This is a genomic window from Escherichia sp. KTE114 (genome assembly GCF_000407765.1).
Taxonomy (GTDB): domain Bacteria; phylum Pseudomonadota; class Gammaproteobacteria; order Enterobacterales; family Enterobacteriaceae; genus Escherichia; species Escherichia ruysiae.
The window spans coordinates 784,314-805,884 of the sequence record NZ_KE136626.1 but is presented as its reverse complement, the minus strand read 5'-3'; the positions used below and the strand labels follow the sequence as shown (position 1 = coordinate 805,884).

Here is a 21,571-nt window from a genome sequence, read left to right as displayed (position 1 = left end):
TTACAGAGTGGTGAAGGGTAAATAATAAACAAAAAAAGCGCGGGGTGGGACCGCGCAAAAAGTATGACATTTTTGTTTGCAGCAATTTTTATGAAAACGTTGCCATACTCAAAAGGCCTCAGGCCAGGCGGCGTAATGTTATTAAAACAATTACGCCTTCAGCGGAATAGTGGTTACGCTTTCACACACATTACGTGGTAAATACCGTCAATAATTTCAGTCCCTTCAGTTTCGTGTTCAAATCCAGGGAAATGATGATCCCAGGATTGCAGCGAGCGTAAATAACTTACCTGCGGACTGTTTTTATCGCCGAAGTTTTCACCAGACAGCAGCATTGGGATTCCTGGCGGATACGGGATGACTGAGTTCGCCGCAATGCGTCCTGGCAGATTTTCAATGGATACCAGCTCGACGTTGTTGTCGACAATCGCGTTGTACGCTTCACGCGGAGTGATTTCAGCCACCGGCAGGCCAGAATAGGCTTCGTTTAACCGTGCACCTGGGTTGTTTTCTTTCAGCCAGGCAAACATTTTGTCGCCCAGATCGTGAATCCCCATGTTCGCGTAAGTGTCAGGATATTGTTCAACAAGTTCCGGCATCACCTGCGCCAGTGGTGTGTTAGCGTCGTAGTGGCGTTTGAAGGAACAGAGGGTGTTAACCAGAGTTCCCCATTTCCCTCGGGTCACGCCCATTGAGAACAGGAACATAATCTGGAAATCGGTGGTGCGAGTTGGCACGATGCCGTGGTGACCAAGCCATGCGGTAACCAGTGCGGCAGGTACGCCAGTCTCTTCCAGTTCACCGTCTTCACCCATCCCCGGTGCGAGGATGCTGACTTTAATCGGGTCGAGCATACTCCAGTTGTCCGGGATATCTTTAAAGCCGTGCCAGCTTTCGCCCGGATGCATTACCCAGCAGTCCTGAACGGTGGTCAGCAGTTTGCGTGGCGCGTCGGCAAAGTCATAGGTTTTGCCGGTTTCCGGATCGGTAACCACTTCTTTATTCCACGGTTTAAAGAACCAGCTACCTTCGTCAGTAAACTCTTTATACAACCGTGCCATTGCCTGGCGGAAATCGACCGCTTCATCGATCACTTCCTGAGTCAGTGACAGACCGCTGTTGCCGTCCATCATTGATACAGCCACATCGTTTGATGCGCAGATGGCATATAACGGGGAAGTGGTGGCATGCATCATGTATGCCTGATTAAAGCGGGAGAAGTTAATCGCGCCCCGACCTTCACGTACATGAATATAAGACGCCTGCGACAGCGCATTCAGCAGTTTATGTGTGGAGTGGGTAGCGAAAACGGTTGGGCCATTGTGATCGCCCGGTTCACCGCGCATTGCATAGTGATCGGCATAGATCGGGTTAAACCGTGCGTAGCCATACCAGGCTTCGTCGAAATGCAGACGGTCAGAGGTTTTTTCCAGCAGATCCTGCGCGTCTTTGGCGTTATAACACACGCCGTCGTAGGTGCAGTTGGTCACCACGCAGTAAGACGGTTTTTGCCCGACTTTGTCTTTAGTCAGCGGACTTTCACTGATTTTCTTCTGCAAGGTTTCAGGCTGCATTTCCTGCGGGTAGATTGGCCCGATAATACCGTAGCGGTTGCGGCTTGGCACCATGTATACCGGTTTCGCGCCAGTCAGCATTAAGCCTTGTTCAATGGATTTGTGGCAGTTACGGTCAACAACGACCACGTCGTTATCGGTCATGCAGGCTTGCATGATGGTGCGGTTAGAACCTGAAGTGCCGACAACGACTGACCAGGAGCGATCGGCACCAAATACGCGCGCGGCATATTTTTCGCTTTCGCCAAATGCGCCAGTATGGTCAAGCAAAGAACCGAGAGAAGTTCGTTCGATACCCATATCGGTGCGGAACAGGTTTTCACCATAATAGTCATGGTAGAAACGTCCGGCTGGCGTTTTAGTGAACCCTACACCGCCCTGGTGACCCGGCGCGGCCCAGGAATACTCATGGATGTCGCTATATTTCATCAGCGCGCTGAACAGTGGCGGTAACAGCTGTTGACGGTAGCGGGTCATCGCGGCGATGGCGCGTCCGGCAATAAAATCGGCAGTATCTTCCAGAATCCAGGCGAATTCATCGACAAGCTCCAGCAGGTCGCGATCCAGCGCGGCGATTGATTTTTCCCGATCGCCTAGCAGGAATACCGGCACGTTTTGCTGGCGTTCATGAAGTTTACCGATCAATTCTCTGACGTTTTGATGTTCGTCTGGATGCTCCATTTGATAACTGAACATCAGACAATCAATAGCTTCATTTGAAGAGAGAATGGCAAAACCATCATCAAATGAGGTTGATTTAATGACGGTAACATTTTGTTGGCTCAAGGCATTCGCCAGACGTTCAACGGCGCTACCGACCCAGGTGTCCTGATGTAGAAACTCGCTTTCAACAATTAATACTTTCATCATTGTTTACCCGGTTGTGAAGGAATCTTCGTTGCGGGCAAGTATCTTCCGGGCATTTCAGGCTGTAAAGCGATTGAAAAATAAGCGGTTTTAATTTTTTTTTATTATAAACAGAAGCTTATATTAATTTTTCAATTAATTTTCAATGTTTATTATCGACAGCTAAATTATTTTTTTGGCTGATACTGATATCGTTTTTAACCGGGAAGTGTCTGGCGGCGTTGTTGGCTAAGTTTGCGGTATTGTTGCGGCGACATACCGACATATTTGGCGAAAGTACTGTAAAAACGACTGCTCGAACGAAAACCTGCCGTCAGGGCAATATCGAGAATACTTTTATCGGTATCGCTCAGTAACGCGCGAACGTGGTTGATGCGCATCGCGGTAATGTACTGTTTCATCGTCAACTGCATGACTCGCTGAAATATCCCCATCGCATAGTTGGCGTTTAGTTTGACGTGCTCAGCCACGTCGTTGATGGTCAGCGCCTGGTCATAGTTTTCTGCAATAAAGCCCAGCATCTGGCTGACGTAAAATTGCGCATGGCGCGAGACGCTGTTTTTGTGCGTGCGCGAGGTTTTATTGACCAGAATCGGTTCCCAGCCGGAGAGGCTAAATCGCTTGAGCATCAGGCCAATTTCATCAATGGCGAGCTGGCGGATTTGCTCATTCGGGCTGTTCAATTCCTGCTGCCAGCGGCGCACTTCAAAGGGGCTAAGTTGCTGTGTCGCCAGCGATTTAATCACCATGCCGTGAGTGACGTGGTTTATAAGGTCTTTATCCAGAGGCCAGGAGAGAAACAGATGCATCGGCAGATTAAAAATCGCCATGCTCTGACAGGTTCCGGTATCGGTTAGTTGGTGTGGCGTACAGGCCCAGAACAGTGTGATATGCCCCTGATTGATATTCACTTTTTCATTGTTAATCAGGTATTCCACATCGCCATCGAAAGGCACATTTACCTCAACCTGACCATGCCAGTGGCTGGTGGTCATGACATGCGGTGCACGAAACTCTATCTCCATCCGCTGGTATTCTGAATACAGAGACAGCGGGCTGCGGGTCTGTTTTTCATCGCTGCTACACATAAAGGTATCTGTATTCATGGATGGCTCTCTTTCCTGGATTATCAGAATTATGGCATGAGTGGCTGAGGATGACTGCGAATGACGACACAAAACGTAAAGAGAGAGGATTTTATAAGAGCCAATTACTCTGTTTTTTAGGTAATTTAGTCCCAAAAACTCAGATTTACTGCTAAGTAACCCCAGATCTGAGTTTTTGGGAATGCTCAATCGGGAAGCCGGAGGCTTTCTGCGAAATCGCCTGTCATGATGAAATCATTCAAGCAAGCCTGGAGACCTGAATGATGTCTGCACCCAAAATTACTTTTATCGGCGCTGGTTCGACAATTTTCGTAAAAAATATTCTTGGTGATGTGTTTCATCGCGAGGCGCTGAAAACGGCGCATATTGCTCTGATGGATATTGATCCAACTCGCCTGGAAGAGTCGCACATTGTGGTGCGTAAGCTGATGGATTCAGCAGGAGCCAGCGGCAAAATCACCTGCCACACGCAACAGAAAGAAGCCTTACAGGATGCCGATTTTGTCGTGGTGGCATTTCAGATTGGTGGTTATGAACCTTGCACGGTGACTGATTTCGAGGTCTGTAAGCGCCACGGTCTGGAACAAACTATTGCCGATACGTTGGGGCCGGGCGGCATTATGCGCGCGCTGCGTACCATTCCGCACCTGTGGCAAATTTGCGAAGACATGACAGAAGTCTGCCCCGATGCCACCATGCTCAACTACGTTAACCCGATGGCGATGAATACCTGGGCGATGTATGCCCGCTATCCGCATATCAAACAGGTAGGGCTGTGCCATTCGGTGCAGGGAACGGCGGAAGAGCTGGCGCGTGACCTCAATATTGACCCCGCTACGCTGCGTTATCGTTGTGCGGGTATCAACCATATGGCGTTTTACCTGGAACTGGAGCGCAAAACCGCCGACGGCAGTTACGTGAATCTCTACCCGGAACTGCTGGCAGCGTATGACGCAGGTCAGGCACCGAAGCCGAATATTCATGGTAATCCTCGCTGCCAGAATATTGTGCGCTATGAAATGTTCAAAAAGCTGGGCTACTTCGTCACGGAGTCGTCAGAACATTTTGCCGAATATACGCCGTGGTTTATTAAGCCAGGCCGTGAGGATTTGATTGAGCGTTATAAAGTACCGCTGGATGAGTACCCGAAACGCTGCGTCGAGCAGTTGGAGAACTGGCACAAAGAGCTGGAGGAGTATAAGAACGCCTCCCGGATTGATATTAAACCGTCACGGGAATATGCCAGCACCATCATGAACGCTATCTGGACCGGCGAACCGAGCGTGATTTATGGCAACGTCCGTAACGATGGCTTGATTGATAACCTGCCGCAAGGATGTTGTGTGGAAGTGGCCTGCCTGGTTGATGCAAATGGCATTCAGCCGACCAAAGTCGGTACGCTACCGTCGCATCTGGCAGCCCTGATGCAAACCAATATTAACGTACAGACGCTGCTTACCGAAGCCATTCTCACCGAAAATCGTGACCGTGTTTACCACGCTGCGATGATGGACCCGCACACTGCCGCCGTGTTGGGAATTGACGAAATATATGCCCTTGTTGACGATCTGATTTCCGCCCACGGCGACTGGCTGCCAGGCTGGTTGCATCGTTAAGGGATAATCGCTTCCGGCGCTTTGGTAATTAAGCCATAGCGCCGGAGCTGGCGACAGTGAAGGCGAGCAAGCAATATCACCGTAGTTAATGCGCCCAGCAGCGCGCAGAACATATCGGATTGCGTGTCCCACTGGTCGCCCTGGGTGCCGAGAAAATCATCCGCTCCCTGACCCATCGCCAGCGCCGTCCACCACTCGATCAACTCATACATGGCGCTTATCGCCAGTGCTACGCAGCAGACCAGAAACGCCACCATTTTGCGTCCGCGCACGTACATCCCACGCACGAGGATTTCTCGCGCCACCAGTGCAGGCACCAGCCCCTGGAAAAAATGCCCCAGCTTGTCATACGGATTACGGCTTAACCCCAACCATTCCTGTACTTCAAAACCGATGGGGACTTTCGCGTAGGTGTACTGACCGCCGACCATCAGGATGATGGCGTGAAAGAAAATCAGTGCATAGAGCAGCGGCGTTAACGGATAACGTCTGGCGGTGGTAAGCAGCAACGGTACGACAATAATTACCGGCGTCACTTCCATCAACCAGGTGAGTTTGTCATGAGCCGAAATTCCGGTGTAAATCAGGATTAACGTCAGCGCCAGCGCGCCAGTGTTAAGAATTAACGGCTTGAGTGTGCGGGTCATGGTGAGTTCGCAAGTCAGGGAAAATACTGACTATTCACCAGCAAGCGTGAAATTACAATCGCAAAAGAGGTGGCCCAGGGGGATCACCTGGCAGTATGCCGCCAGGCGCTGGGCCAAAGAAGTTACTTAGTGCAGTTCGCGCACTGTTTGTTGACGATTTGCTGGAAGAAGTCGTTGCCTTTGTCATCGACCAGGATAAACGCCGGGAAATCTTCTACTTCGATTTTCCAGATAGCTTCCATACCCAGTTCCGGATAAGCGACACATTCCAGATGCTTAATGCTCTGCTGTGCCAGCACTGCCGCCGGGCCGCCAATGCTGCCGAGGTAGAAGCCGCCGTGTTTATGACATGCGTCGGTGACTTGCTGACTGCGGTTACCTTTCGCCAGCATGATCATGCTGCCGCCGTGGGATTGCAGCAGATCCACGTAAGAGTCCATACGGCCTGCGGTGGTTGGGCCTAAAGAACCCGATGGATAACCGGCTGGCGTTTTTGCCGGACCTGCGTAGTAGATCGGGTGATCTTTGATGTACTGCGGCAGTTCTTTACCGGCGTCGATCAATTCTTTCAGCTTGGCGTGCGCAATATCACGACCGACGATAATTGTGCCGGTGAGTGACAAGCGGGTGGATACCGGATACTGCGAAAGCTGGGCGAGGATCTCTTTCATCGGACGGTTGAGATCGACTTTCACCGCTTCGCCTTCACCCGCCTGACGCAGCTCTTCAGGAATATACTGACCTGGGTTGTGTTCCAGTTTTTCTATCCAGATACCTTCGCGGTTAATTTTCGCTTTAATGTTGCGGTCAGCGGAGCAGGAGACGCCCATACCCACCGGGCAGGATGCGCCGTGACGCGGCAGGCGGATTACGCGGATGTCGTGAGCGAAGTATTTACCGCCAAACTGCGCGCCGAGGCCGAGCTTCTGAGCCTCTTCCAGCAGTTCTTGTTCTAACTGAACATCGCGGAACGCCTGACCGTGTTCGTTCCCTTCAGTCGGCAGCTCATCGTAATAGTGAGCACTTGCCAACTTGACGGTTTTCAGGTTGGTTTCCGCAGACGTGCCGCCAATCACAAACGCGATATGGTACGGCGGGCAGGCTGCGGTGCCGAGGGTACGCATTTTCTCAACGAGGAAGTTTTTCAGTTTACCCGGAGTCAGCAGGGCTTTGGTTTCCTGATAGAGATACGTTTTGTTGGCAGAACCGCCGCCTTTGGCAACGCAGAGGAATTTGTACTCGTCGCCATCTACCGCGTACAGGTCGATTTGCGCAGGCAGGTTAGTGCCGGTGTTGACCTCTTTGTACATGTCCAGCGGTGCGTTTTGTGAATAGCGCAGGTTATCTTCGATATAAGTGTTATAGACACCTTTTGACAAGGCTTCTTCATCACCGCCGCCGGTCCACACTCGCTGACCTTTTTTACCGACGATGATGGCGGTGCCGGTATCCTGGCAGGTCGGCAATACACCTTTGGCGGCGATTTCTGAGTTTCTCAAGAATTGCAGCGCCACATACTTATCGTTTTCACTGGCTTCAGGGTCGTGAAGAATAGAAGCTACCTGTTGCTGGTGTGCCGGGCGGAGCATGAAAGAAGCGTCATGGAATGCTTGCTGCGCCAGCAAGGTCAGGGCTTCAGGTTCCACCTTCAGGATGGTTTCGCCGTTAAATTCGGCAACACTAACGTAATCGGATGTGAGCAGATAGTACTCGGTATTGTCTTTCCCCATCGGGAAAGGCGCCTGATAAATAAACTCTTTATTTGACATAGCTTCCAGCCTGTAACTCTGTATTTGTTATACGAAAATGGCGTGCCGCACAGCGACGGGCAGCACGCAGAGTGCAATTACAAGAACCCGTACATCGCAGCGAAGATCCAGCCGAAGACGCACGATACGCTCACACCAATCAACCCTGGCAAAATAAAGCTGTGGTTGATGACGAAGCGGCCGATGTGGGTGGTTCCGGAACGGTCAAACTGAATCGCTGCCAGATCGCTCGGATAAGTCGGCAGGATGTAATAACCATAGCAAGCCGGTGCTGAAGCCACGATGTATGCCGGGTCAACGCCAATCGCCAGTGCAACCGGAACAATTGCTGCCAGTGCAGCGGCCTGGGAGTTAACAAACTTGGAGACCAGCAACAGAACAATGGCATAAGCCCACGGATACTCTTTCACCATTTCGCCCAGTACGCCCTGAATTTCAGACATATGCGCACCGAACATGGTTTCTGCCATCCACGCGATACCGTATACCGCCACGATGGCAATCATACCGGAACGGAAGACTTCATTTTTTGAGATGGACGCGGGATTGGTTTTGGTCAGGATAATAATCAGCGCCCCGGTCAGCAGCATAAACATCTGGATAACCAGTACCATCGACAGCGGTTTGCCGCCAAAAGACGGACGCAGGTCAGAATCAGCACCAAGAAGTGCGACCACCGCGATTGCCCCGAGGAAGATCCACATTGCCAGCCAGTTGCTTTTCGGCAGTTTTTTATCCAGCAGCGTGGCGGTGTCACCGTAAACGTACTCACGGTTTTCCGGTACGGAGATGAATTTCTGGAACTCTTCGTCTTTGTCCAGATCTTTACCACGGAACCAACTGAAAATACCGATCGCCAGGATACCTAACAAGGTAGAGGGGATGGTAATCGCAAGCAGGTCGAGGAACTCAAGGTGACGACCATCAAAGGTTACGTTCCCCAGCATTGCGACCAGCGATACAACGGCAACCGACACCGGACTGGCGATAATCCCCATCTGCGCACCGATAGAGCTCGCCGCCATTGGGCGTTCCGGACGGATGTTGTTCTTAATCGCAACGTCGTAGATGATCGGCAGGATGGTGTAAACCACGTGACCCGTACCGCAAAGAATGGTCAGCGTACAGGTGACAAATGGTGCGACGATGGAAACATATTTCGGATTGCGACGCAGCAGTTTTTCGGCAATTTGCAGCATAACATCCAGGCCGCCAGAGGCTTGCAGGGTCGCCGATGCCGCTACCACCGCGATGATGACCAGCATGACATCAACCGGTGGTTTACCCGGCTGAAGATGGAAGACGAACACCAGAATGACCAGGCCGATACCGCCTAATAAACCCAGCGCGATACCGCCCTTTCGGGCACCATAAAACAGACATATCAGTATTATGATAAGTTGGATGGTAAATAACATGTGTAAACCCTCGCGATAATCCCATTTAAATTCTTGCCAAATAGATCACAGCCACATTCTGTTTTGGATGAACTGTTATCAGAGACTGACTAAATATCCGTTTGGTCGTTACTGGCTTGAGTAAATACTTCACAGTGAATATTGGCTGATTCAGACAGCGGTAAATTTATGCACTGTGATAAGTGACTTTTTCAGAGGAAAATACTCTCTGGCGATGGGGTTATAGTTTGTGTTTCGCAGGTGTTAAAGATCTGTTTTGCTCTATCTTGTTGATATTTATTGGTATAATTTTTGTTCTACAGACAGATATCATCAAGTTTATAGATTATTCTGATCTACCTATTTGTGGGTAAAAATACACATAATACGGGTGACATAATAGTTAATTAACTTTTGTTAGCGTTTTGAAATTAAAAACTCTATTTATCCGAATTGATATTAATTCGCAGGGGATGAAGAGGGATAATTATATTTGATCTGGCACAAGTTTTACTGATGGCTGATGTAACTTGTGCCAGTGCTGGTTTGCATTACTGCAATAATTGTTACTTCCAGATAACTAATAACGCGTTATTGGCAATATTGCTTCAGTAATGAGTAATGCTCTGCCTGAATACGGTAGCGATAAACCGGACGACCGGTGACGCCATAATGGATACTGGTAACTAAGATGTGACAATTTACTAGCCAGATCAGATATTTGCGGCAGGAAACGCGAGAGATGTTAACCTCGTTGGCCAGCTCGTCGGTTGAAAATTCATAGTCCTGGTGAGCGTCAATCCACTGGCACAGCGTGCGTAAAGTCTGCGGCGTTAAGCCTTTCGGTAGACGGCGGGTATCCTGTTCGTTAGATGAGTTGCCATGAATTAGCTGATCCAGCTCGGCCTGGTCATAGTATTGATGTTTCTCCAGCGCCATTTTCTTTTGTCGCCAGCCGATGAGCGCCTCTTCAAAACGTGATGCCTGGAACGGTTTGATTAGATAATCAACGACGCCATAATGCAGAGAATCCTTAATGGTTGCGGCATCAGCAGCCGAGGAGATGACAATCACATCGCTTTTGCATCGAGCGTTGTGCAGGACAGGCAGTAAATCGAGCCCGTTTTCTTTTTGCATATAGATATCGAGCAAGATCAGGTCGATAGGTGTTTCGTTGTTGAAGATAATCTCTTTGGCTTTCTCCAGTGTCGAGGCTGTTCCGCAGCATTGAAAACCAGGGATCTGCGCCACGTATCGGCGATTCAACTCCGCTACCATTGCGTCGTCATCGATAATTAATACATTGATCATTTGCTCGACCTCTCCCCATCCCAGGGTAACTGGACAAAAAATTGTGTGAAAACCCCGGGTTCCGATTCCACGGCAATGCTGCCGCCGAGATTTTCAACCTGTTGTTTGACAAGTGCCAGACCGACGCCTCGTTCACTTCCTTTTGTCGAGACACCTTTTTCAAAAATGTGATCGATTTTGTCGGGGGAAATTCCCGGACCATCATCGTTAATTTCACAGTGCAGCCAGCCGTGACGGTAGTGCAACGTAACGCTGATTTCACCACCGGGTTCTTGCCCTAATGCCTCCAGCGCGTTTTCTATCAGATTTCCCAGTGCGGTAATTAACGTTGCGACTTGATCTTCACTACCGCTGTCTGGCAACTGGCTCTCACTATTTAATACCAGCGTATGGCCTAAATCGGTCGCGCGGTTAATCTTGCTGATTAAAAAACCAGCGATAACCGGAGATTTGATTTTACCCAGCAAAGAGCCAATCTCTTCCTGATAGTTGTTGGCTGTTTTTAGAATGTAATCTTCCAACTGCTTATAACTCTTCAGATGTAATAATCCGAGAATCACGTGTAATTTGTTCATAAATTCGTGGGAGCGTTCACGAAGTGCGTCGGCATAGTTGACCAGCCCATCCAACCGTTGCATTAGCTTACGAACTTCCGTTTTGTCCCTGAAGGTAGAGATGGCTCCGATGATAACGCCATTGCTGCGTACAGGTACGGTGTTGATGAGTAATAGCCGATCTTTGACGGTAACCTCTTCATCTCGTCGCGGCGTGCCGTCACGTAATACTTCCGAGACATCCACCACCTGCGACCATGCCTGACTCAGTGTCGATAGCTTTTCGTCATCCTGGGATTTGTGATAATTAAGCAGTTCTTGCGCAGCATCATTGATGAGTGTGACCTCGCCGCGCGCGTCTACGGCAACGACACCTTCCTTGATTGATTGCAGCATTGCCTGGCGTTGCTCAAACAGAGTTGAGATTTCGTAAGGCTCCAGGCCGAACAGGATGCGCTTAAGTACTTTGACTAAAATCCATGTACCCAGCCCGCCAACCAGCACACCGAATAAAATTGACCAGATAATGCTCCAGCGACTGTCATTGATCTGCTGCGTTACGCGGCTTAACTCCAGGCCAATCGCCACCACGCCGATCTGCTTATGATTTTCGTCGTAGATAGGGGTAAATACGCGTAAAGCCTGCGCCAGAAAACCGCGATTAATAGCGACATTTTCCTCGCCGTTGAGCGTCTTCAGGATATCGTCCCCTTTAAAGAGCTGACCAATGCGTTGGGTTTCAGGGTGCGAGTAGCGAAGACTTTGCATATTGGTAACGACAATAAACAGCAAATCGTTGCGTTTACGTACAGCTTCAGCGATGTCCTGGATACCGCTCTCCTGCGGTTTTTTCTGCAAGCCCTGACGAATTTCTGGCGAGTCGGCAAGGGTACGCGCCACGGCCAGTGCCTTGTTGGCCAGCCCGTCACGCGTCATATCGCTGATTTGCGAGAAGTAAACCAGATGCACTACCAGCAGCACCGAGAACAGCACTGCGCTGACCATTAAGATCACCGTGGTACTGAGTTTCATCGGACGTTTGCGTAACATGCGGCAGGGCAGTGAATGTCTCATCAGCTTCCTTGTATGACAAATTTCCTAAGCATTATCTCTGATGCTGCGGGTAATTCAAAGGGAGTAAGGGGATTGGCCATTCGGGGAAGCTGATTTGGTAACTGAAACTTCCGGTGTCGTCTGGCGATTCGGGAGCTATGCTTATAGCGAAAACCATACTTATGAGGGAGAGAAGGTCATGGATCAGGAACTACTGGATGTTGGTTATCGCTGCTATACCGGCGAAAAGGTCGATGTCTATTTCAACACCGCAATATGTCAGCATTCCGGTAATTGTGTGCGCGGTAATAGCAAACTGTTTAATCTCAAACGTAAACCGTGGATCATGCCGGATGAAGTAGACGTCGTCACCGTAATAAAAGTGATTGATACGTGCCCCAGCGGCGCGCTGAAATACCGTCATAAATAAGTGAGGGGAAAATGGAAATACGTGAGGGTCATAATAAATTTTACATCAATGATGCGCAGGGAAATCAAATAGCTGAAATTGTCTTTGTGCCGACCGGAGAGAATTTAGCGATTATCGAACATACCGATGTTGATGAAAGCCTGAAAGGGCAGGGGATTGGTAAACAACTGGTAGCGAAAGTCGTGGAAAAAATGCGCCAGGAAAAACGGAAAATTATCCCACTGTGCCCGTTTGCAAAACACGAATTTGATAAAACGCGTGAGTATGATGATATTCGAAGCTGAACAGATGATTTGTATCCGCCGTAAGTAATACAAATCTGTAATGATGTTGTTAATATGTTGTATGAAAATAACCCCGCACATGCGGGGTTATTAATCTAAGAACTACAGACTATTGGCATTGTAAAGTCAATTCATTGAATTTAGCTGTTTTATTTTGCAATTTGTAATTTACTTTACACTTTTGAGAAGGCTCCTCACCCCATTGTGCAATAAGAGTATCCTCTTCAGGTAACCCTGACATATACACCTGTCCTTGATCAGCAACAATACTGCTGTTAATGCTGTTTTCAGAATCTAATGTCACTACACTACCAAACGGTACAGGCTCGCCATTCTTCTGTATTAAGGTAATGATTGCTTTATTACCGACATTGACTTTAAACGGGGCGGAAACTAAAGCTCCTCGAGCAGGGATGACAGTAACATCTGTATTTAGCAGCTCGACATTATCCTTAACACTATTTACATCAAGCGAAATTTGATTTCGGTTATAGGGATTTAAATATGGGACAACGGCATATCCACGCGAGTCCGTATAAATACCTGAACCGTTCAATACTCTTACGCTGGCGGCATCACGAGCCTGAACCAGAGCACTGGCACTGTCCAGACTTAATGGCTGGGATAAGGTTAATCCATGTGGATGCAACGTAATACCACCGCTAATTCCGTATGTCCATTGACTGGACTCTTTTTGCCAGGCATAGCCGCCGTTCATTTGTGCATAAGGTCCACGATAGTTAAGGTTAATGTTACCTGACTCTCCTCTGTTCTGATTCTGCCAGCCTTGCGCCACAGCATAGTTAAACTCACCATCCTGTGAGGAGCCGTTTAATCCAACCTGTTGTTGCACCTGACCATTATTCGTAATGGTATTCGTGGTTAAGAACAGGTTATTTCCATTCAACAATGAGTTGAGCGGTACCGAAACAGATAAAAACAGCGATTTATCAGCCTCGTGGTAGTACGGGCTTTTATTATACCCAAGCGACAGCATTGCCGAGATATAACGAAATGGCAGTGAATAACTCGCAGATAAGTTATATCCATCAGCAGTATTCCAGTACTGATCTTTACTTGCTGAGAGGTAGAGTTGTCCCCAGTCCTGAAGATCTTGATTTATCGTTGTTGATATACGAGAACGTTGATGATAACTGTTTATATTTTTCTCATCAACGAATCCACTCTGAATTTGTTGTAACTCATCAAAATCGTAGTAACCACGTGTGGCATAACGATAGCCGGTAATATTCAATGTCGTATTCGTCTCACCAAAACCACGCGAATACATAAAACGGTAAGACTGTCCTTGCTGTTTTCCTAAAGACTTATAATTCTGCGAAAATTGTGAGCGAGCATGGGTGACATCCAGGGAGAACGCTCCCAAAAAATCTGAATATTTACCCAGGCCAAGCAGAACTGCTGCATAATTGTCTGCTTTTATACCACCCCCATAAAATGTATATTCATCAGGTAATCCGATTGCTGCTGAAGACTGAACAAACTGAGGATCAGACACTCCATTATTCAAAGTAGAACTTGAGCGATATTTCCCAAATGCCAGGTTATAGCGTAGGCGTCCTTGACGTTGAAGAACCGGTAAAACAGCTGTCGCCTGAGTAAAATGGCGAATACTGCCATCTGCCTCACGGATTTCCACCTCCAGGTCACCAGTGAATATTTGGTTAAAATCACGTAATTCAAACGGTCCAGGTGGGACGTTCTTTTGATAAATGACAACACCGTTTTGCTTGACGGATACCTGTGCTTGAGAATAAGCAATGCCACGGACAACAGGGCTATATTGGCTGAGCTCTGGTGCAATCATGCCATCATCAGATGAAAACTGTGCTCCTTCAAAAGGAAAACTGTCAAATATCGCACCATCCGTTGAGGTCTGACCTACGATAAATTGCCCTCCCTGAAGAAAAGAATAATCATGCTGTAGATAAACACTAACGGGTTGCCAGTGGCTCTCTTTATTATATGAGTTTGTTGACCAGTTACCATTATGACGAAGGCGCCATCCACCAAGGTTCAGAGAACTGTCCAGAGATAAAAACTGACTACGACTACCGTAGCCATTATTATTTTGCTTAATTCCATTAAATAGATAGTTAACCATTAGTGCTGGCATACCTTCATCCCAGAGATGGGGTGGAGTACTTAACCAATCCTGAGGTTTGAGGTAGCTTTGTGGTATATTCAATATTAGCTTTTGGTTATTCGTATCAAAATTTTCTGAGGCCCCTCGAATAAGCTGAAGAATATTTTGTTGGGTTGTGGTATTTTTTGATGTTGAGAGCTTACCGGTATCAACGCCCCAGCGATCCAGCTGTTGAGGTGTCAGTCTGGCGTTCAGCTTATTGTCCTGTGCGAAAAAATCTAACTTAATCTGACGGTCCACTAATTCCCCATTTATAACTACATCAACAGTATATTTCCCTGGCGCTGCACCGCTTGCGCTTGCAAAATAATTGAGATCGATATTTTTGGCATTATCACCATCAGATAATTGCAAAAAATCGGGGTTAAATGAGAACCTATGACTATTGTCAGGTGAGGGAGATACGGCAGCGCAACTGAATACCGGACATATGATGGTGATCCTTAACAATAATAAGGATTTTTTTAATGAACCTTTCAAATTGTCCCCCGATAAAGATGACTAAATAAATATTAAAGCTTAATGTTTTGAGTCGGAGTTTTCCCGCCATAATCATTGATCGTAGAATAGCTAATTGTTTTAGCATTTTTTTCCGGGATGATTAATGTTGAAAATGGCGAAACCATAAAATCATTAATAGATGTAATACTTTTCCCATTAATTTTTACATCATTCATGGTAATGTAATATGGTGTTGGATTTTTAACATAAACTTGATTTTCTGATTTCAAAAATATCAAAGCTTTATAAGCATCATCGACTTTCTTAGGTACATTCAAATTATGTGGTCGATAGATAAGCTTAATACGATTATTTATTGCAAACTGTAACCCCGAATCTCTTTTTTCTTGTGTGTCATTATTATAATTAGAGGGTATGGCTAAAACATTAATTCTAAATACAGACTCTCTATCTTCTGGTAGAATATCATTAATTTTATTTATGCGTAATTGAAAACTTTCTGTCGGGTCAATTCGATATAAAGGAGGTGTGATTATAAAGTTTTTAACTTTTTCGTCACTATTATAAGCTGAAACCCATGATCTTAAAAGCCATGTTTTTTCTTCAGAGTTATTATTTATTTTTAAGGATGCGTTAGCTTCTTTTGAATCAAATACTACGCGAGTTGCCGCCAGATTTATGCCATTTGATTGGCTAAATGAAAAGTTTGAAAACAATAATGAAATTAAAATTATTGTTTTTTTGAACTTCATAGTAATCTCTCCAATGGCATGGCTATAAGTATAGCCATGCCGAATGTTATTTATGCATAAGTAGCAGTAAACACGTAGTTAACGTTATAAGTGCCATAACTAACATCGTTAACATTATTTCCCGTCTTATAAGTACCTACGGTTACAGGAATAGAATAGCTCTCATTATTCACACTAATATTTTGAAAGTTTGTATCATCTTTATTTGCTTTCATAAATCTCATAGCACCGTCTTTATCTAACCCAACTGTTATAGCAAATTGTCCTTGCTCTTTGCCATTTACAACCGGGTATGTAAAAAGGCCGTTGCCACTGACTGTGCTTGTTGTAGTTAATTTAATATTAACGGACTGACCATTACATCCTGAAAAGGTAATATTTCCTGCATTTTGAGAACCAATAGTGCTGTTCTGAGTTTTCGCAGAAAAATCTGCTTTTGAAAAACTAGGCAGTGTGACAGAGGTTGGGAAAGATACAGTACATGCTGAGTCAGCAACTGTGCCGGTGACAGCTAAAGTACCGGTGCCAATTTGAGTACCTGATGCAGGTGCCGCTGCAATAGCGGAAACAGAACCACTCGCTATTAATGAAATGGCGATAGCTAATAAGCTTTTTTTCATTATCATTACCTCAATTTAAAATCAGATAAGAAATTTACAGATGAATGAAATATATAGCAAACAGCAAGTTTATTCTCATTTTGCATAAGATGCATAGGAGAAACGCTTATGTTTGCTATGGGTGCAGTTTAATTGATTTTTTATTTTGAGCAATGTTGGTCTAATTGTTTTGAATTTTAACTAGCTTTTCTTGCAGCGGTTAAAATAAAAAATAAAGGTAAAAAAATAATTCTAAAAGTGATTTTTCAAATAAATATATTATATTCATCGCGTATTATTGATGATAATACTATCGTTTTTTTGTGTTTAATTATCGGTTTGTGTTCATTACATGTCTTTTTAAAGTGCAATTCTCTGTTGAGAATACAATGTGTTAAATTTATGCAATATTAAGGTGTAAAAATGACTCAGGCATAGCGAATGCAAATTAATTTGGTTAAATAATGTGTTTTAACCTGCTTCTGTGAGTTTGAAAATGAATAAGGTTTACTCATTAAAGAAAAATGCTAAGAAACAAGTTGTTGCCGTAGCTGAGATCTTTAGTGGATCTAAGAAGGGATGTGTGGGGAAAGTAATACCTTGTATTTCTAAGAATATCATATGGTTAATAGGAACTATAGTTGCATTTCCAATATACGCCTCCGTCGTTGGGATCTCACTTCCCTACCAAACGTATCGTGATTTCGCAGAAAATAAAGGGGCTTTCCGTCCTGGCGCAGAAAATGTTCCTCTATATGATAAAAATGGCAATCTCGTCACGACGCTGAATAAGGCACCCATGATTGACTTCAGCTCTAATGACTCGACTGGGGTTGCAACATTGGTTTCACCACAATATGTCGTCAGCGTTAAGCACAATGGTGGTTATCAATCTGTCAAATTTGGCTATGCGGATGATTCCGCCTATACCCTTGTTGACAGAAATAACCATTGGAGAGATTTCCACACTCCCCGTCTCAACAAAATTGTTACTGAGGTTACACCACTAGATATAACCAATGCGGGCACTGCTAAGGGAACCTATCAAAATGCTGACCGTTTCCCTGTGTTCTATCGTGTTGGGACGGGGACTCAATATGTAAAAGATACCAACGGAAAAATTTCCCATTTAATGGGGGCGTACTCGTATAAAACAGGTGGAATAGTGAATGCGCCGTTTATATCTGACTGGAGTTTTGTCACGAATACCACTAATACTCCACTCTCCGCCTACGGTACTCCCGGTGACAGTGGCTCTCCTCTTTTTGCCTGGGATGCAGACCAAAATAAATGGGTTTTGTTAGCCGTTCTCAATTCATATGCAGGGGTCAATGGCAATACTAACTGGTACACAATAATTCCTGCCGGTGATGTAAAAAATACGATGAAACAAGATGCAGATACACCGGTAAATACAAAACAAGGTGAGGGGGATATTCATTGGTCATATGACGAAAAAACGGGGCTTGGTTCATTAACCCAGGGAAGCACATCATGGGAAATGCATGGAAACTTGGGCGCAACATGGCCTGCTTCGCTTAATAGCGGTAAAGATCTAACTTTTCAGGGCGGCGGTACTGTAGTGTTAGAAAATACCGTTAATCAGGGGGCTGGCACACTTACTTTTGATGATGATTATATTGTCAAGCCCGTTGATACTCAGACATGGGAAGGTGGCGGAATTATTGTCAATGATGAGCATCTTGTCGACTGGCAGATTAATGGGGTTACTGGTGATAGTTTGCATAAACTGGGTACGGGGACGTTAAAAATTAGCGGTACTGGTGTAAACCCAGGAAGTTTAAGTGTGGGAGACGGAACCGTAATATTAGCACAGCGTGCTGATGATAACGGACTGAGCCAGGCGTTCAGTTCTGTCAGTATTGTAAGTGGGCGCCCTACTCTGGTGCTAAGCGACGACAAACAAATTAATCCGGATAATATCAAATGGGGCTATCATGGCGGCAAGCTCGACATTAATGGAAATAGTTTTACTTTTCATAAACTTAATGGGGCTGATGATGGAGCCATACTGACTAACAGTGGCTCCATGGCTAATGTTAATCTGGATTTCAACAGCCCAAATACAACAGCCACGATTGCTAATATCTGGCACGGCCATTTCACCGGCAATATAAATATCAATAATGAGGTTACAGCAGGAGCACAGAATGATTTCGTCATTGATGGTGGAGTGAATACTCAGGGGAGTATAACCCAGCAAAATGGTCGGCTATTTATGCAAGGACATCCGGTTGTTCACGCCGTCAGCAGTCAGGATGTAGCAAATAAGTTAAAGGCGCTGGGTGACAATTCTGTACTGACCCAACCGGTGTCATTTACTCAGAACGATTGGGAAAATCGACAGTTCAGTATGGCTGAGCTTAACTTACAAAATGCTGAATTTAACCTTGCAAGAAACGCCAGCCTTAATACGAGAATTAATGCCGATCATTCTATCGTGACATTAGGTAGTGAGGATCTTTACATTGATCTTAATGACGGAAAGGGCGTGGCAACCAAACCAACATTGGGTAAGTCAAAGGCAACCGCAGAAGATGATCAGAGTCGTTTCAATGGACATGTACAGTTGAAACAAGGATCGGCACTAACTATTAATGAACATTTTGTCGGTGGTATTGATAGTACAGATAGTGCGACGACGATAACCTCTACAGATACCACGCTTAATCAGCTCAGCCGTTTCACCCAATCTTCTTTGTCATTAGGTGAAGGGGCAAAATTGACCGCTACAGCCGGATTGCTTTCTGACGGGACAGTAAGCAGTAATGCGGGTTCGAGCCTTTCCTTACTATCAGACCAGCCAGGAACGATGTATTCTGCCCAAAGCTGGGAGCTTAGCGGACAAAACACGAGCTTAAATGTTGGCGCGGGTGGGATCATCACTGGAGATATCAATGCCAATGATGCGGCCAGCATTAGCTTTGGCACGACTGATATTAACCAATCCACAAATTACTATGGAAATATCAGCGCGCCGTTGGCAAGTGTAACAATGAAGGACACTGCCTGGCTGGCAAATGAGCAGTCGGTGGTTAAGTCGCTCACTTTGAATGGTTCAACACTGAGTTTTAATCGTCTCGGGCAGGGGGGACTGACGGCAGATACGCTGGAGGCCACTAACAGTTCGTTCATTATTAATGCCGATGGTAAAGCAGCAGATACGGTGACGGTAAACCAGGCGTTGACAGGGGCGAATAACACACTGGTTGTGATTCCTACGACGAATTCAGTAAAACAGGGCGGTTACCCTGTGTCATTGGTTACTGCCCCGAAAAATACACAAAGCGATATATTTACACTTAACCCGGTTTCAATAAATTCGGGGTTCCATAGTTTCACACCGCAACTTGATGTGTTGGAGACCGACGTTAATAAGCAATGGCATCTGGAGGGATTTTACATACAGCCTGATAAAGCCGCTTTGCGGACAGGCAAGAGTTTTATGGATCTCGGTTATAAAAACTTTATTACAGAAATTAATAATCTGAATGATCGTATGGGTGACTTACGCCATACCCATGGTGAAACAGGAGCCTGGGCTAGACTTAACAGTGGGTCGGGTTCAGCTACTGATGGATTTACCGGAAGTCATACGCACTTGCAAATTGGGGCAGACAGGAAACATATAATTGAAGGCGGAGAGTTATTTACTGGGGTCACGGCGACATTTACAAACAGTAATAACCGGGGAACCGGATGGTCAGGAAGAACCAAATCAACGGGTATTGGTGTGTACGCTTCAGCTATGTTTGACTCTGGACTCTATGTAGATACTATCGGGAAATATGTGCGTCATGACAATCATTACTCATCAAGTGTGTTAGGAATGCCAGAACAAGATTATGGCTCGCACTCCTGGTATTTGGGCGCTGAGGCCGGTTGGCGTTTTACCTTACCTGACGAAACATATATACAGCCGCAAACAGAGTTGATCTACGGTACTGTATCTGAGAATCAGTTTTCCTGGCAATTCAATGGAGCTGAGATCAATATGCAACGTAAGCAGATGCAACCGTTGATTGGTCGCACAGGCATTGAATTTGGCAAAACATTCAGGGGCAAAGACTGGGAAATTACAGCATTGACTGGGATTAATTATCAGTACGATTTATTTAAGCCTACTGTTACAGCATTCAAGGATCTGTCAGGTGATACATATATTAATAATGGTAAAGATAGCAGAGTGGTATTCAATGTCGGGTTAAATACTAAAATCAAAGAAAACACCAGGATAAGTCTGAATATGGAGCGATCTGAGTTTGGTTCTTACAATATTGATAAGTTAATTAATGCTAATATTCGTTATACATTCTGAGTCGTAGAGTAGATAAAAAACAAAACCTGAACATATTGTTCAGGTTTTCTTATTGATTGATTACTATAGACAGTCAAATATACTTATCTGCCTGACATTCGGGAGTGTAAAATTTTATCTTATGTTGCTATTTTTTAGAATGGCCTTTTTCTTTACTTTAGCTTATAGTTGGATTCAGTTCAGGTATCTAATATTTTTATATATGCTATGACCGTTGCTCTAATAATGGTTACAAAAGACATTTATTTAAAAAATGGTATCTTATATTTTGCAAGCCAGGATGAAAGATATAAATGTTTTGAGTTCAGTGGGCGTGCCTCTGTATATGAGGCCGTTCAGCAATATAGTCATGTTTATATAGTCTGTGATAATAATAATTATTTTTTATACAGTCTTCTTTTTTCTGGTGGGCCTGTTAAATGCATATGTGCTGATAATGTAACTATACACTATGGAAATCGGTTATCAATTGATTATATATATCCACCAGAACAAATCTTGTGCTCTCTTAACGATATTGAACGAGAGATTCTTTACCTCTACTTTATTAAAAGGAGGAAAATAAAAGAAATTTCAAAGATCACATGTTTAAGCGTAAGTAAGGTCTATTATAGAATAAGAATGATAAAGATTAAGTTTGGTGC

General features: G+C 45.5%; 14 protein-coding genes. 4 read left to right on the top strand and 10 right to left on the bottom strand.

Annotated elements, in window-relative coordinates; genetic code table 11:
* Positions 1–173: 173 nt before the first annotated feature.
* Together adiA and melR are read right to left on the bottom strand one after the other, a co-directional pair.
* Positions 174–2,441, bottom strand: coding sequence for an arginine decarboxylase (gene adiA / locus WC5_RS16715; protein ID WP_077629234.1), 2,268 nt, complete (start codon positions 2,439–2,441; stop codon positions 174–176).
* A 197-nt stretch (positions 2,442–2,638) separates the two neighbouring features.
* Positions 2,639–3,547: a transcriptional regulator MelR gene (gene melR, locus WC5_RS16720; protein WP_001090774.1), complete on the bottom strand. Its 909-nt coding sequence runs from the start codon at positions 3,545–3,547 to the stop codon at positions 2,639–2,641.
* Between the two features lie 260 nt (positions 3,548–3,807).
* On the opposite strand from melR, the gene melA reads away from it, so the two are divergent.
* A complete protein-coding gene (gene melA / locus WC5_RS16725) occupies positions 3,808–5,163 on the top strand; it encodes an alpha-galactosidase (RefSeq protein ID WP_000986615.1) in 1,356 nt (451 codons plus the stop codon).
* Here melA and WC5_RS16730 read toward each other — a convergent pair.
* From WC5_RS16730 to WC5_RS16750, 5 genes are all read right to left on the bottom strand, one after another.
* Positions 5,160–5,810, bottom strand: a complete 651-nt coding sequence (locus WC5_RS16730; RefSeq protein ID WP_000198758.1) for a DUF2238 domain-containing protein — start codon at positions 5,808–5,810, stop codon at positions 5,160–5,162. The two genes, melA and WC5_RS16730, sit on opposite strands and share 4 nt — an antisense overlap.
* A 122-nt stretch (positions 5,811–5,932) precedes the next feature.
* A complete protein-coding gene (gene fumB, locus WC5_RS16735; protein WP_000066142.1) occupies positions 5,933–7,579 on the bottom strand; it encodes a class I fumarate hydratase in 1,647 nt (548 codons plus the stop codon).
* Positions 7,580–7,656: 77 nt separating this feature from the next.
* The gene (dcuB, locus tag WC5_RS16740; protein ID WP_000899528.1) at positions 7,657–8,997 is read right to left on the bottom strand and encodes an anaerobic C4-dicarboxylate transporter DcuB; all 1,341 of its coding nucleotides are present in this window, start codon (positions 8,995–8,997) and stop codon (positions 7,657–7,659) included.
* A gap of 570 nt (positions 8,998–9,567) precedes the next feature.
* Complete coding sequence (gene dcuR, locus WC5_RS16745; RefSeq protein ID WP_000611279.1) at positions 9,568–10,287, bottom strand: two-component system response regulator DcuR; 720 nt, start codon at positions 10,285–10,287, stop codon at positions 9,568–9,570.
* A complete protein-coding gene (locus WC5_RS16750) occupies positions 10,284–11,915 on the bottom strand; it encodes a sensor histidine kinase (protein ID WP_016231492.1) in 1,632 nt (543 codons plus the stop codon). The genes dcuR and WC5_RS16750 overlap by 4 nt, the downstream gene beginning before the upstream one ends.
* Positions 11,916–12,093: 178 nt before the next feature.
* Between WC5_RS16750 and yjdI the strand changes: the two genes are divergently transcribed.
* Together yjdI and WC5_RS16760 are read left to right on the top strand one after the other, a co-directional pair.
* Positions 12,094–12,324 carry a 4Fe-4S mono-cluster protein YjdI gene (gene yjdI, locus WC5_RS16755; RefSeq protein WP_000371866.1) on the top strand — a complete coding sequence of 77 codons (231 nt, stop codon included), beginning with the start codon at positions 12,094–12,096 and terminating at the stop codon, positions 12,322–12,324.
* 11 nt (positions 12,325–12,335) lie between these two features.
* Positions 12,336–12,608, top strand: coding sequence for a GNAT family N-acetyltransferase (locus WC5_RS16760; protein WP_000405640.1), 273 nt, complete (start codon positions 12,336–12,338; stop codon positions 12,606–12,608).
* Positions 12,609–12,717: 109 nt separating this feature from the next.
* Here the strand turns inward: WC5_RS16760 and WC5_RS16765 are convergent, their stop codons facing one another.
* From WC5_RS16765 to WC5_RS16775, 3 genes are read right to left on the bottom strand one after another with little or no spacing between them, the layout of a single operon-like run.
* Positions 12,718–15,255: a fimbria/pilus outer membrane usher protein gene (locus WC5_RS16765; RefSeq protein WP_016231491.1), complete on the bottom strand. Its 2,538-nt coding sequence runs from the start codon at positions 15,253–15,255 to the stop codon at positions 12,718–12,720.
* A gap of 32 nt (positions 15,256–15,287) precedes the next feature.
* Positions 15,288–15,989 carry a fimbrial biogenesis chaperone gene (locus WC5_RS16770; protein ID WP_016231490.1) on the bottom strand — a complete coding sequence of 234 codons (702 nt, stop codon included), beginning with the start codon at positions 15,987–15,989 and terminating at the stop codon, positions 15,288–15,290.
* Positions 15,990–16,039: 50 nt separating this feature from the next.
* On the bottom strand, positions 16,040–16,609 hold the full coding sequence (locus WC5_RS16775; RefSeq protein WP_000749168.1) for a fimbrial protein: 570 nt from the start codon (positions 16,607–16,609) through the stop codon (positions 16,040–16,042).
* 475 nt (positions 16,610–17,084) lie between these two features.
* On the opposite strand from WC5_RS16775, the gene WC5_RS16780 reads away from it, so the two are divergent.
* The gene (locus tag WC5_RS16780) at positions 17,085–20,927 is read left to right on the top strand and encodes a S6 family peptidase (RefSeq protein WP_016231489.1); all 3,843 of its coding nucleotides are present in this window, start codon (positions 17,085–17,087) and stop codon (positions 20,925–20,927) included.
* Positions 20,928–21,571: the final 644 nt, after the last annotated feature.

Bases quoted from the DNA above. Each gene is read 5' to 3' on its own strand.
- adiA (WP_077629234.1), bottom strand. From the start codon at position 2,441: ATGAAAGTATTAATTGTTGAAAGCGAGTTTCTACATCAGGACACCTGG.
- melR (WP_001090774.1), bottom strand. From the start codon at position 3,547: ATGAATACAGATACCTTTATGTGTAGCAGCGATGAAAAACAGACCCGC.
- melA (WP_000986615.1), top strand. From the start codon at position 3,808: ATGATGTCTGCACCCAAAATTACTTTTATCGGCGCTGGTTCGACAATT.
- WC5_RS16730 (WP_000198758.1), bottom strand. From the start codon at position 5,810: ATGACCCGCACACTCAAGCCGTTAATTCTTAACACTGGCGCGCTGGCG.
- fumB (WP_000066142.1), bottom strand. From the start codon at position 7,579: ATGTCAAATAAAGAGTTTATTTATCAGGCGCCTTTCCCGATGGGGAAA.
- dcuB (WP_000899528.1), bottom strand. From the start codon at position 8,997: ATGTTATTTACCATCCAACTTATCATAATACTGATATGTCTGTTTTAT.
- dcuR (WP_000611279.1), bottom strand. From the start codon at position 10,287: ATGATCAATGTATTAATTATCGATGACGACGCAATGGTAGCGGAGTTG.
- WC5_RS16750 (WP_016231492.1), bottom strand. From the start codon at position 11,915: ATGAGACATTCACTGCCCTGCCGCATGTTACGCAAACGTCCGATGAAA.
- yjdI (WP_000371866.1), top strand. From the start codon at position 12,094: ATGGATCAGGAACTACTGGATGTTGGTTATCGCTGCTATACCGGCGAA.
- WC5_RS16760 (WP_000405640.1), top strand. From the start codon at position 12,336: ATGGAAATACGTGAGGGTCATAATAAATTTTACATCAATGATGCGCAG.
- WC5_RS16770 (WP_016231490.1), bottom strand. From the start codon at position 15,989: ATGAAGTTCAAAAAAACAATAATTTTAATTTCATTATTGTTTTCAAAC.
- WC5_RS16775 (WP_000749168.1), bottom strand. From the start codon at position 16,609: ATGAAAAAAAGCTTATTAGCTATCGCCATTTCATTAATAGCGAGTGGT.
- WC5_RS16780 (WP_016231489.1), top strand. From the start codon at position 17,085: ATGAATAAGGTTTACTCATTAAAGAAAAATGCTAAGAAACAAGTTGTT.